General features: G+C 75.8%; 8 protein-coding genes. 3 read left to right on the top strand and 5 right to left on the bottom strand.

All coding sequences use genetic code 11. The features are described from left to right. Positions 1-29: 29 nt before the first annotated feature. From AB0L34_RS18755 to AB0L34_RS18745, 3 genes are read right to left on the bottom strand one after another with little or no spacing between them, the layout of a single operon-like run. Positions 30-992, bottom strand: coding sequence for an ATP-binding cassette domain-containing protein (locus AB0L34_RS18755; RefSeq protein WP_363705647.1), 963 nt, complete (start codon positions 990-992; stop codon positions 30-32). Further along, on the bottom strand, positions 989-1831 hold the full coding sequence (locus AB0L34_RS18750; protein ID WP_363705646.1) for an ABC-2 family transporter protein: 843 nt from the start codon (positions 1829-1831) through the stop codon (positions 989-991). The genes AB0L34_RS18755 and AB0L34_RS18750 overlap by 4 nt, the downstream gene beginning before the upstream one ends. Then, on the bottom strand, positions 1824-2675 hold the full coding sequence (locus AB0L34_RS18745) for an ABC-2 family transporter protein (protein ID WP_363705645.1): 852 nt from the start codon (positions 2673-2675) through the stop codon (positions 1824-1826). Before AB0L34_RS18745 ends, AB0L34_RS18750 begins: the two co-directional genes overlap by 8 nt. Before the next feature lie 5372 nt (positions 2676-8047). On the opposite strand from AB0L34_RS18745, the gene AB0L34_RS18740 reads away from it, so the two are divergent. Continuing rightward, complete coding sequence (locus tag AB0L34_RS18740) at positions 8048-9601, top strand: WG repeat-containing protein (protein ID WP_363705644.1); 1554 nt, start codon at positions 8048-8050, stop codon at positions 9599-9601. 46 nt (positions 9602-9647) lie between these two features. Next, positions 9648-10646 carry an aldo/keto reductase family protein gene (locus AB0L34_RS18735; RefSeq protein WP_363705643.1) on the top strand — a complete coding sequence of 333 codons (999 nt, stop codon included), beginning with the start codon at positions 9648-9650 and terminating at the stop codon, positions 10644-10646. 113 nt (positions 10647-10759) lie between these two features. Here the strand turns inward: AB0L34_RS18735 and AB0L34_RS18730 are convergent, their stop codons facing one another. Then, positions 10760-11557 carry a site-2 protease family protein gene (locus AB0L34_RS18730; RefSeq protein ID WP_363705642.1) on the bottom strand — a complete coding sequence of 266 codons (798 nt, stop codon included), beginning with the start codon at positions 11555-11557 and terminating at the stop codon, positions 10760-10762. Next, positions 11557-11757 carry a hypothetical protein gene (locus AB0L34_RS18725; protein ID WP_350707905.1) on the bottom strand — a complete coding sequence of 67 codons (201 nt, stop codon included), beginning with the start codon at positions 11755-11757 and terminating at the stop codon, positions 11557-11559. Before AB0L34_RS18725 ends, AB0L34_RS18730 begins: the two co-directional genes overlap by 1 nt. Before the next feature lie 142 nt (positions 11758-11899). Here AB0L34_RS18725 and AB0L34_RS18720 point away from each other — a divergent pair. After that, on the top strand, positions 11900-12780 hold an 881-nt coding region (locus AB0L34_RS18720; RefSeq protein ID WP_363705641.1), incomplete at its 3' end, for a serine/threonine-protein kinase.

Here is a 12780-nt window from a genome sequence, read left to right as displayed (position 1 = left end):
GGAGGCAGGCTCCACTCGCACGGAGGGGCTCAGCCACCCCGGTAGAGCCGGGCCACCACGTCCTCGATGTCCGGCTCGACGATCGAGACGTCCCGCAGCGAGCCCAGGGCGGCCAGGGCGGCCACCACCTCGGCCACGCCCGCCGACTCCAGCGCGAAGGCCAGCCGGTGCCCGTCGGCCTCCACCCGGTGCAGCGGCGCGCCGGGCAGCGCCGGCGGCTCGGGCAGCGGGGCCTCCAGGTCGGCGACGAGCAGCCGACGCGAGCCGTACCGCTCGTGCAACGCGGCGATCGACCCGTCGTGCACCACCCGACCGTGGTCGACCACCACCAGGCGACGGCAGAGCCGCTCGATGTCGGCCAGGTCGTGGGTGGTGAGCACCAGCGTGGTGTCCCCGGCCCGGCCCAGCTCGCCGAGGAAGCCACGGACCGCCTGCTTGCTCACCACGTCCAGGCCGATCGTCGGCTCGTCGAGGAAGAGCACCTCGGGGCCGTGCAGCAGGGCGGCCGTCAGCTCGCCGCGCATCCGCTGCCCCAGGGACAGCTGCCGGACCGGGGTGTCCAGGAAGGCGTCCAGGTCGAGCAGGCTCCGGCAGCGGCGCAGCCGGGCGGCGTGCGCGGCGGCCGGTACCCGGTAGACGTGCCGCAGCAACGCGAACGACTCCCGCAGCGGCAGGTCCCACCAGAGCTGCGAGCGCTGGCCGAAGACGACGCCGACGCGTAGCGCGAGCCGGGTGCGCTGGGCGACCGGGCGCAGGCCGCAGACGCGCACCTCGCCGGCGGAGGGCGTCAGCACCCCGGTGAGCATCTTGAGCGTGGTGGACTTGCCCGCGCCGTTGGGCCCGATGTAGCCGAGCGTCTCGCCCCGCGGCACCCGCAGGTCGACCCCGTCCACGGCGGTGATCCGGCGCTTCTCGCGGCGCAGCCGGCCGGCCCGCACCCGGACCGTGAACTCCTTGCGCAGCCCGTCGACCACGATGACGTCGTCGCTCACGACCCCGTACTCCGGTAGTGGCGGACGCCGGTGCGCCAGGCCGCCGCGGCCCCGGCGGCGGCGACCAGCGCGACGGCCGGCGCGGCCCAGCCGACCCAGCCCGGCAGGCCGAGCGGGTCCGCGCGGCCGAGCAGCGCCAGCGCCGGGTGGTAGCTGACGAAGGCGAAGCCCAGGCCGTACGCGAACACGGCGCGGAACCAGCCGCCGAACACGGTGACCGGGTACGAGGTGAAGTCCCGGCCGCCGTAGGTGACCGAGTTGGCCAGCTCGCCCGAGTCGACCCACCAGAAGGAGACGGTGGCGGTGGCGACGAAGACCGCCCCGAAGAAGACCACGCCGGCCAGCGGGGCGACGACCACCAGCAGCGCCCGCGCCGGGGTCCACTGGACGCCGGCCGAGCCGACCGCGACGACCAGCACGGCGAGCCCGAAGACCGCCCGGGACACCTTGCGCAGCGGCAGGTCCATGAGCAGCAGCTGCGGCAGCGCGCCGAGCGGGCGGACCAGCACGGCGTCGAACAGCCCCGTGCGCACGTAGCGGGGCAGCCGCTCGATGTTGCCCACCAGCAGGTCGGCGGTGGCGAACGCGCAGGTCGAGAGGCCGACGATCACCAGCGTCTCGCGGAGCGTGAAGCCGCCCAGCTCCCGCGTGACGCCGAAGATCACCAGCACGGTCAGCACGTCGAAGACGGTGGACCCGACGTTGCCGAGCACGTCGACCACGAACGACGCCCGGTACGCCGTCTGCGACCGCGCCTGCGCCCCCAGCAGCGCCCGGTACGCGGCCAGCGTCCCGCCGCCACGGCGCCCGGTGGTCGGCGCCAGGGCCCCGTCAGCCACCCTGCACCACCAGGCGGCGTTCGGCGCGGCGCTGCACGAGCCGGCAGGCGGCCAGGACCAGTACCGCCCAGGCGATCTGGAGGCCGACCAGCCCGACCTGGGCGCCCGTCGGGTCCCGCTCGACGAGCACGTCGAGCGGGGTCTGGAGCAGGCTCGGGAAGGGGGTGCCCAGCCACAGGACGTGCTGGAGCCACTCCGGCAGGAAGCGCAGCGGGAAGTAGAGCCCGGCGAGCACCCCCGAGGCGAGGGTCCAGAGGATCATCGGCCCCCGGACGTCCTGCAACCAGTACGCGGTCGCGTTGACCAGGAACCGGCAGCCGAAGCAGAGCACCACGGCGGCGACGGCGGAGAGCGCGAAGAGTGGCAGGGTGGACCAGCGCCGGGGCACGTACACCTCGAAGAAGAGCGGCCCGACCAGCACCGGCGGGAGCAGCCGGACCAGGGCGGCGTGGCCGGCGCGGCCCAGGTCGGTGGCGAGGTGGCTGGTCACCGGGTGCACCGGCCGGAGCAGGTCGCTGGCGACGTCGCCGGTGCGGATCCGGTCCGCCAGGTCCGTCCACCCCCAGAGCAGGACGACGGCGAGCAGGCCCTGACCCACCCAGACGAAACTCGCGAGCTGGGCCCGGTCGTACCCGGCCACCGTGCCGGCGGCACCGGCCGCGGCGAGGAGGACGTAGCAGCGCAGGAAGCCGAAGACCGTGTTGGTGACGACGCCCGCCAACGTCGCCTGCCGATACGTGGCGTAACGTCGGAAGCCTGATCCGGTTATAGCCCTAAATGTCCGGAACCATAGGATAACGTTTGGGGTGGTGGGCGGTGCCACAGTGGCGGTGAGCGAGCCCACGCCGCTACCCTCCTTCCGCAGCCACGCCATGCCGGGACGGGCGACTCTACCGGCACGTGGGGCGCCCAGCGCGACAATTTGCAACGAGGTGACATCGCCGTGAGCGAGCGGGCGCGAGCCGGCCACCGGGGCGCCGCCGTGAGCGAGCGGACGCGAGCCGGCCACCCCGGCGCGCCCGTTCACCGACGGCGCGCCACGGCCGTTCCGCTCACCCGCTGTGGCGACAGGTCGCCACGATGAGCCGCTACGCCGACCGGTGGCACGACACCGGCGAACCGTCCTGGATGGTCGAACCGACCAACGAGTGGCACCCGCAGTTCCCGGGCCAGCGCTACCCCGGCGACATCGGCATCCAGCACGCCCCGCCCGCGCCCCGGGGCCGGGCGGCCGCCGTCGGCCGCGCCGAGGTGCCCCCGCTCGCGCCGACCCGACCCGACGGGACCTACCTCGGCCGGTCCTGGGACGACGACCCCGACGGCTGGACCGGTCGGCAGGACGGCTGGAACGGCCGGCAGGAAAGCTGGAGCGGCCCGTTTGGCGGCCCCGACGGGCGGCGGCGCGACGACGAGCCGTACCGCCGGCCACACGCGGAGCCGACCTGGCCGGACGACCGGCAGCCGCCGCACCGACAGGAGCCGCCGCACCGCAACGCCCGGGGCGGCTTCGAGGGGCCCGGCCGCTCCGGCGCGGGCCGGCCGGTCGACTCCCCCCGGCCGCGCGACCACGCCGGCCACGACCGCTACGACGCCCGCCCGCCACGGCACGAGCCAGCCGGACAGGACCGCCCCGTCTCGCCCGCCGGCCACTCCGAGCCGGGCTGGCTGCCCGAGCCGGGCGAGGACCCACGCCGGTCGCCGGCGTACCAGCGGCCGGGCCCGGGCTACGACCGGGGGCCGGAGCCAGGTCACGACCGCCGGCCGGGCCCGGGCCACGACCGCCGGCCGGAACCCGGTCACGACGACCGGAGCGAGCGCGGCCACGACGGCCGGTCCGAGCGCGGTTACGACAACCGCTCCGAGCGCGGCCACGATCCGCGGGTCGGACCAGGGCACGACCGCCGGCCGGAGACCGACGACGACCGCCGGACGGGCGAGGGGGCCCGCCGGCCCCGGTACCAGTGGGATGCCCCCACCGAGCACCGCCCCTCGGACGCGCCGCGGGACCGTTCCTCCGACGGGCGGTGGGGCGGCTCCTCGGACGAGCGGCGGGAGCGCGCCGGGGACGGGCCGTGGGAACACGCCGCGTCGGGGCAGTGGGAACGGCACTCCGACGGGCGGGAGGAACGCGCCCCGGGCGGACGGGGCCGTGAGCCGGGCGTACCCGCCGACGGGTGGCAGCGCCCCGACCGGGCCGCGAGCGGGCAGCCGTACCGTGACGGGGAACGGCGCCAGCCGGAGCCGGACGGGCGGTGGCAGGCACGCGAGGCGGCGGCACGCGCCGAGGCGTACCCGGATCGGCGTCCACGCGAGGCCGCACGGCCCGAGGCGTACCGGCCTGACGCGTACCGGGAGCCGCGGGGGCACCCGCAGCAGGGCGGGTTGCCCTGGCCGTCGTCCGGCCCGGCGCAGCCCGGTTCCGACCGGGACACGCGCCACACCGCGCCGCACCCCGAACACCGGCGGCCGACCGAGCCGGCCGACCGTCCCCACCATCACGGCCCGTACGAGGCCGCCGCACCACCCGCCCAGCCCCGGTACGACGAACCGCGCCCGTACCCGCCGTCGCGGGTCCCCGCTGGCGGCGACCGCCCGGTGTCCGGCGCGCCGGTCTCCGTACCGCCGGTCTCCGGCCCGCCGATCTCGGTACCGCCAGTCTCCGGCCCGCCGATCTCCGTACCGCCAGTCTCCGGCCCGCCGATCTCGGTGCCGCCTGCCGCCGGCCCTCGGGGTTTCCTGACGCCGCGTGACGAGATTGCGGTCCCTGGCCGGCCGGTCTCCCCCGCGCCGTCCCGCGACATGCCGCCCACGGACCGAACCGGCCCGGTCGCGCCGTCCCGCGACCTGCCCGTGTCGCCCGCTGGTCCCGTCCCGCGCCCGGTCCCCGCTGCGGGTCCCCCCGTCGGCCCGCCGTCACCGCCCGGTCCGGCCGCCGCCCGCCCGGTGTCGCCGGCAGCCCCGACTGCGCCGGCAGCCCCGGTGTCACCGGCAAGCCCGGTCTCGCCGGCAAGCCCCGTTTCGCCGGCAGGCCCGGTCAGGGGTGACGCGGTACCGCCAGCAGGTTCGGTTGCCGGCCGCCCGGTGCCGCCGACAGCCCCGATGTCGCCGGCCCCGGTTTCGCCTGCAAGCCCGGTGTCACCGGGAGGCCCGGTTACCAGCCGACCGGTGTCGCCCGCCGGTTCGTTCCGGGGTGACGCGGTTACGCCAGCAGGCCCGGCCGCCGGCCGCCCGGTGCCACCCGCAGCTCCGGTCACCAGCCGGCCGGTTTCACCCGCAGGCCCGACCACCAGCCGACCGATCTCCCCGGCAGGCCCGCTCGCCAGCCGGCCGGTGACGCCGGGGGGTCCGATCGGCGAGCCACCGGCTGCTGGTTCTCGGCCCCCGATGTCCGCCGTCGAGGAGCAGTTCCAGGCGACCGGCCATGTGCCGCGACCTGCTCCCGAGGACGACGTCACGCCGGTCCCGGCGCCGCCCGCCGCCCGACTGCGGCTGGAGTTCCTGCCGGCCCCGGAAGAGGCCACGTCCAGCACCGGGTCCTCCGGGCCGGCCCCGGCGCGCCCCGAGCCGGTCCCGCCGACCCACCCGTACGCACCCACACCGCAGCAGGGCCTCGGTACCGAACCCCGCGGCGCCGAACCCGTGATCGGCCCCCCGGCCACCACGCCGCCGGCCGACCGTCCGGCGAGTGCCCACCCGGCCGGTCCGCGCCCCGCTCCCGAGGGCAGGGGTGCGCCGGCCACGCCAGCGGTTCCGTCGGAGACTCCAGCGGCCGCGATGCCGCTCGCAGCGGGCATGCCCAGGGCGTACGTTCCGCCGCCACCGAGCGATCCGCCGGCACCGGCGGCCCCGCCCCGACCCCAGCCGGGCGCGCCGAGCGGCGCGGACGCCTGGTTCCGGCCCTCCAAGCCCGTGACGCCTTCCGCAGAGACGGACGACGCCCGGCCCGCGGAGGCGGACCACCCCCGCCCCGCTGCCCCGGCCGACGCGTCCCCGAGCGCCATGACGACAACTCCGGTCGACGCGGCGCTCCCGAAGCCCGTCCAGGACGACCTCTCATCGCCCGAGCCCGCCCACGAACACCTCGACGGGGCGGCTGGGACCGATCCGCTGACACCCGCATCGGCCTCGCCGGGGACCTCGTCGGCGGCCGCCTCGTCGGTCACCTCGCCCGTGTCCTCGCCGCCTGTCTCCGGTCCGCCTGCCGGACCGGTATCCGTGCCGTCCGCCCCGACGCCCCCTGCGGCGGGCGCCCCGGTTCCCCCGAGTCACCCGGCCGCCACACGATCGGAGCCGGCGAAGCCCCTCCTCGCCTCCGCACCGGCACGCCCTCTCTCCGGACCACCTGTTCCCCGCCCTGTCTCCATGCCCCCTGCCCCGCACGTGTCGGCGTCACCCGCCGGGCCGGAGTCGGCACCCCCGGTCCCGCCGGAGTCGGCACCGCCCGCCCGGTCGGAGGCGATGCCCGCAGCGCCGCCGGAGTCGACACCATCAACCCGGGCGGAGCTCGTGTCCCCGGCCTCGCCGGAGTCGACACCACCAACCCAGACGGGCTCGGCGCCCCCGTTCCCGCCGGAGTCGACACCATCAACTCGGACGGAGGTCGTGTCCCCGGCCCCGTCAGAGTCGACACCGCCTACCCAGACGGAGTCAGCACCCCCGTTCCCGCCGGAGTCGACACCGCCTGCCGCGTCGGATCCGGTGCCAAGGGAGCACGCCGCTCCTGCCCCAGTCACACTTGACGGTCTTCAGACCGGCCAGTCCAGGCCCGAGAACCTGGCACAGACCGTGTCGGCGCCTGCCCCAGGCGCTTCTGCCCCACCCCCCGCAACGGGCGTTGCGCCCCTACGCACCCCCGACACCGACGCCCCGACCACGGCTGGGCCCACCGGTGGAACACCATGGCTGTCACCGAAGGGTTTTGACACCCGTGGCGTTCCACTCGACGCGACCGATCCGCGCTCAGCGTCCGCGCCGCCGCCAGACACGGCAGTGCGGTCAACCGCACCGCTGAGCGGGGCAACCGGAACGGTTCCTCCCGCGCGACCGGTCGACGGGTCCCCAAACGACTTCGGCCCTGGAACGGCGGCTGTGAGCAGCGCGCCCGACGCCGTTCCATCGGCGGCGGTGCCGGCCTCGGCCACGCCGATTCCCGGGCCACCCGCCCGGCCCGTGTCCGCGCCCCCGGCGGGGCCCGCCGCCTCGCCCACGGCGCGGCCCGTGTCCACGCCGCCCGCTGCGACCCCGGTACAGGCTGCTTCCGTGCCGCCCCTCACGACCCCGACACAGGCCGCACCCGTGCCGCCCCTCGCGGCCCCGGCACAGGCCGCACCCGTGCCGCCCGTCACGGGTGCGGCGGCCGGCGGTGTTTTGCCGGCTCCGGCGACCTTCCCCGCCTTGCCGGTGGACGGGCCCTTGCCCGCGCCACCCGAAGGGCACACCCCGGTGCCCGAAGACCACCCGGACGACGGTTCCGCGTCCGTTGCCGCGCCGGCCGGCGCACCAGTCGCCGCGCCGTTGGCACAGGCCCTGCCCACTCCGCCCGTCGCGCCCGTGTCGGCCCCGCCGAACCGACCCGCCGCCACAACCACCGGCAGCACGCCGCCGACGCCGGCTCAGCCGGTCACCGCGCCACCCTCCGAAACACCGGCAGTGCCACCAGGCGTCCCCGATGTCGCGCCGCCGGGACAGGGGGTACCCGCGCCGCCAGCACCGCCTGCCGACGCGCCGCCGGCATCGCCCCTCCCCATGTCGCCGGCGGAACCGGCATCCGCGCTGCCCGTCTCCGAGCCAGCCGCGCCGCCTGTCTCCGCGCCGCCGGCGCAACCGATGCCAGCGTCACCCGCGCCGACCGTTGCCGAACCGTTGGCTCCTTCCGCCACCGAGCCGGTACCGCCCGTTTCGGTAGCGCCAGCACAAGCCGGACCGCCGACGCCGGCCGTCACCGAGCCCGAATCACCCGTCTCGGTGCCGCCAGTTGCACAAGCCGAACCGCTGGCACCGGCTGTCGCCTCCCCGGCACCGCCCGCCCCGACACCGCCCATCTCGGCAGCGCCCATCTCAGCAGCGCCCATCTCAGCAGCGCCCGTCTCGGCAGCGCCCGGACAGCCGGTGCCAGCGCCGCCCATCTCAGCAGCGCCCGTCTCGGCAGCGCCCGGACAGCCGGCGTCAGCGCCGCCCATCTCAGCAGCGCCCGTCTCGGCAGCGCCCGGACAGCCGGTGTCAGCGCCGCCCGTCTCGGCGCCGTCGGCACAGCCGGCGTCCGCAGCGTCCGCGCCGGCCGTACCGACGCCGGTCGGGCAGGGTCCGTCGGCTGCCGGTGAACGGCACGAACGCGCCCAGGAGCAGCGCGGCCCAGAACAACGCAGCCCCGAACAACGCGGCCCGGAGCAACGTGGCCCGGAGCAACGTGGCCCGGAGCAACGTGGCCCGGAGCAACGTGGCCCGGAATCGCGGGACGTCGACCGGACGAGTGCCGCGCAGGGCGACCCGGAGCAGGTGCTGGCGGCCTACCGCTGGCGGCTCGACCCGGAGACCCTGCGCGAGGTGGTGGAGGCGCCGGAGGAGTTCCGGACGATCCGCCGACGGCTCACCGAGAAGCTGGGCGCTGCCGTGGACAACCGGTCGCGCGCCCGGCTGCTGAGTTTGCGGGCGGTGGTCTCGCGGCTGCTCGGCGAACTGGACGACGCGCTCGCCGACGGCCGGCTCGCACTCACGTACGCGGAGGCGACCGGGGAGTTGCGGCGTACGGCGGTCGCGCAGGCACGGCTGGCGCACGTGCTGCGCTGGCGGGGCGAGTTCGTGGAGGCCGACCGGCTCTTCGCCGAGGCCAACTCGACGGAGCTGCCCGACCGGCTGCGCGCGGCGCTGCACGAGCACGCGGGGCGGTCGTGCTACGACCAGGGCCGGTTGATGGAGGCGTGCCACCACTTCGAGCGGGCCCTCGACCTGCGGGGCGACGGGGACCCCGAACTCCAGGCACGGATCCGGCTCAGCCTGGACTCGGTGGCGGAGCGGGTGGCGGAGACGGGCTTCGGGCCGTACCCCCGGAGTCGGGACGAGGTGCTGGAGCGTGACCGGCCCCCGGTGCCGGCGCGCGACGGCGACCTGTGGGGTTTCGCCGACCCGGACGGCGACATGGCCATCGCGGCCGAGTACGCCGAGGCGCAGGCGTTCCGCGAGGGGCTGGCCTGGGTGCGACGGCCGGAGACGGAGCGGTGGTCGCTGGTCGACCTCGCCGGCGCCACCGTGCTCGGGCCGACCTACCCGGTGGTCCGCCCGTTCAGCGACGGGCTGGCCTGGGTGTCGGACGGCGCCTCCGGGTGGGTGGCGATCGACGCCGTCGGCGAGGTGGTCGTGCCGCACGGCTTCGCGGACGTACGCCCGTTCCACCACGGCGTGGCGGTGGTCCGCCGGGAGGGCTGGGGGGCGGTCGACCGCAACGGCCGCATCGTGGTGCCCACCCGGTACCACGGGTTCGCCACGGTGCTGGCCGACGGCCGGTACGTCGACGGTTTCACCGACGAGGGGCTGGCCGTGGTGGACGTGGCCGGCCGGCGGGGCGTGGTGGACCGTACCGGGAAGGTGCTGGTCCCGCCCGCCCATCCGGCGCTGGTCATCCACCCCGTCGCGTTCCTGGTCGACGACGGCACCGGGCACTGGGGTGCGCTCGACCGGCGGGGCGAGCCGCTGATCGAGCCGGTGCACCGCGACCGCGACGAGGTCGTCGCCGAGATCGAGCGGCTGCTCGTCGACACCCACCCGGTGCTCTGAGCCGCGTCCCCGGCCGGTCATGATCGGCAGGAGTAGGGTCGTGAGCATGGAATTCCGTCACCTGGGCCGTTCCGGCCTGATGGTCAGCGAGATCTCGTACGGCAACTGGATCACCCACGGCTCGCAGGTCGAGGAGGACGCGGCGTTCGCCTGCGTCCGGGCCGCCCTGGACGCCGGCATCACCACCTTCGACACGGCCGACGTGTACGCGGGCACCCGCGCCGAGGACGTGCTGGGACGCGCGCTGGAGAACGAGCGGCGCGAGGGGCTGGAGATCTTCACCAAGGTGTTCTGGCCCACGGGGCCGGGCCGCAACGACCGGGGCCTGTCCCGCAAGCACATCATGGAGTCGATCGACGGCTCGCTGCGCCGGCTCCGCACCGACTACGTGGACCTCTACCAGGCCCACCGGTACGACTACAGCACCCCGCTGGAGGAGACGATGGAGGCGTTCGCCGACATCGTGCACTCCGGCAAGGCGCTCTACATCGGCGTCTCGGAGTGGAAGGCGTCGCAGATCCGCGAGGCCCACCAGCTCGCCCGGGAGCTGCGCATCCCGCTGGTCTCCAACCAGCCGCAGTACTCGATGCTCTGGCGGGTCATCGAGTCCGAGGTCGTCCCCACCAGCGAGGAGCTGGGCGTCGGGCAGATCGTGTGGTCGCCGATCGCGCAGGGCGTGCTCTCCGGCAAGTACCTGCCGGGTCAGCCGCCGCCGGCCGGCTCCCGCGCCACCGACGAGAAGTCGGGCGCGGGCTTCATCGCCAAGTTCATGACCGACGACGTGCTGACGCGGGTGCAGCGGCTCAAGCCGCTGGCCGAGCAGGCGGGCCTGAGCATGGCGCAGCTCGCCATCGCCTGGGTGCTGCAGAACCCGAACGTCTCCTCGGCGATCGTCGGCGCGTCCCGCCCCGAGCAGGTGCACGACAACGTCAAGGCCGCCGGCGTGAAGCTCGACGCCGGCCTGCTCAAGGCGATCGACGAGATCATCGACCCGATCGTCGAGCGCGACCCGTCCCGGACCGAGTCCCCCGCCCAGCGTCCGTGACACCCCCGACCCGGCCGGCCCTCACGAAGGGGACCGGCCGGGCCGGGCAGCGCCGGGCCGGGTGCGACGCGCCGGGTCAGCGCCGCGACGGCCGGCCGGGTGCGACGCGCCGGTCAGCTCTGCCAGAAGCGGACCAGGTCCAGGCCGAGTGCGTAGAGCCAGGGCGGCAGGCCGAGGACGTCCCCCACGGCGAAGACCGCCCCGAAGAACCAGCCGCTGATCCGCGGGTTCCACAGCAGCGCGAACAGCAGGATGAAGCCGAACGGGGCGAACAGGTCGTACATCTTGCGCCACTGCGCGTTCAGCCACGGCTGGATCATGTTGCCGCCGTCGAGGCCGGGCACCGGCAGCAGGTTGAGCACGCTCGCGGTGAGCTGGAGGAACGCCAGCAACGCCACGCCCGCCCAGAACTCGACCGGGCCGCCGCCGGCCGCGCCGAGGCGTACGGCGGCCACCAGGACCAGCGTGAACAGCACGTTGGTGGCCGGGCCCGCGAGGCTGACCAGCGTGTGCCGCAGCCGCCCCGGGATGGCGTGCCGGTCCACCCAGACCGCCCCGCCGGGCAGGCCGATGCCGCCGAGCAGCACCACCAGCACCGGCAGCCCGATCGACAGCAGCGGGTGGCTGTACTTCAGCGGGTTCAGCGTCAGGTAGCCCCGGTGGGCCACGCTGCGGTCGCCGGCCCGGAACGCGACGATCGCGTGGGCGTACTCGTGCAGGCAGAGCGACACCAACCAGCCGGACACGACGAAGAGGAACACGTCGAGCCGCACGTTGCCGAACCCGTGCCAGGTCAGCACGCCACTCGTGGCGAAGAGCGCGACCAGGGCCAGGAAGACCGGGCTGGGCCGGAACGCCGCCCGGGGCACGCCGAGCACCAGCGGCTCGCCCCCCGGGCGGTCGCCGGCCATCACTCCGCCGGGGGCAGCAGGCTCATCCGGTATTCCACCCGGTCGTCCTCGACGAGCGCGACCGAGGTGACGCCGGACGCCGCGAGCTCGCGCCAGGTCTGGCCGATCCAGGACTCGGCGTCCGCCTGACTGCCGAACGACTCCGCCGGGCCCTCGACCGACTCGCCGTTCGTGCCCTCGTACCGCCAGCTCCACGCCATGCCGCGTCTCCCCTCGCCGCTGATGTCCCGTGGGACGAACCCCCGCCAGCGTAGTCGGCCACGCCCGTACGGGCGCGACGCTCGGCGGCCGGGGCTCCGACGGGCTGATCATCCGGCGGCGACGTGCCGGTACCGTGGCCCGGTGCTGACTCAAGGAGTGGTGCTCAGCGAGCGGTACCGGCTGGGCGAACGGGTGGCGACCGGCGGCATGGGCGCGGTCTGGCGGTGCACCGACATCATGCTGGAGCGCGAGGTCGCGGTGAAGGTGCTGCTGCCGGCGCTGACCGCCGATCCCGAGTTCACCGCCCGGTTCCGGGCCGAGGCCCGGATGCTGGCGGCGCTGCGTCACCCGGGCGTGGTCGCCGTGCACGACGTCGGCCGGTCCACCCTCGCCGACGGCAGCCAGGCCGACTACCTGGTGATGGAGTACGTCGACGGCCAGCCGCTGAGTTCCTGGCTGCGGCGGGCCGGGCGGCTCGACCCGGCGTCCACCATGTCCGTGGTGGCGCAGGCCGCCGACGCGCTGCACACGGCCCATCTCGCCGGCATCGTGCACCGGGACGTGAAGCCGGGCAACCTGCTGGTGAAGTCCGACGGCCGGGTGGTGCTGGTGGACTTCGGCATCGCCCGCTCGGGCACCACGGCGGGCATCACCGCCGCCAACGTGATGCTCGGCACCGCCTCGTACATGTCCCCCGAGCAGGCCGCGAACCAGCCGGTCTCCCCGGCGACGGACATCTACGCGCTCGGCGCGGTGGCGTACGTCTGCCTGGCGGGGCAGCCGCCGTTCGACGGCGACAACCCGCTCCAGGTGGCGCTGCGCCACGTCCAGGAGGAGCCGCCGCCGCTGCCGCCCGGCACCCCGCCGCCGGTGGTCGCGCTGGTGGAGCGGGCGATGGCCAAGCGCCCCGGCGACCGGTACCCGGACGCGGCGGCGCTCGCCGACGCCGCGGCCGAGGCGCGGGACGCGACGCTGGCCGTCGTCCCGGCCTCCGCCCGCCCGCCGTGGGCCGTCGCGGGGCC

The organism is Micromonospora sp. NPDC052213 (assembly GCF_040679695.1).
GTDB lineage: Bacteria > Actinomycetota > Actinomycetes > Mycobacteriales > Micromonosporaceae > Micromonospora.
The sequence above is the reverse complement of the archived record's forward strand: the minus strand, read 5'-3'. Positions and strand labels throughout refer to the sequence as shown.

Bases quoted from the DNA above. Each gene is read 5' to 3' on its own strand.
- AB0L34_RS18735 (WP_363705643.1), top strand. From the start codon at position 9,648: ATGGAATTCCGTCACCTGGGCCGTTCCGGCCTGATGGTCAGCGAGATC.
- AB0L34_RS18725 (WP_350707905.1), bottom strand. From the start codon at position 11,757: ATGGCGTGGAGCTGGCGGTACGAGGGCACGAACGGCGAGTCGGTCGAG.
- AB0L34_RS18730 (WP_363705642.1), bottom strand. From the start codon at position 11,557: ATGGCCGGCGACCGCCCGGGGGGCGAGCCGCTGGTGCTCGGCGTGCCC.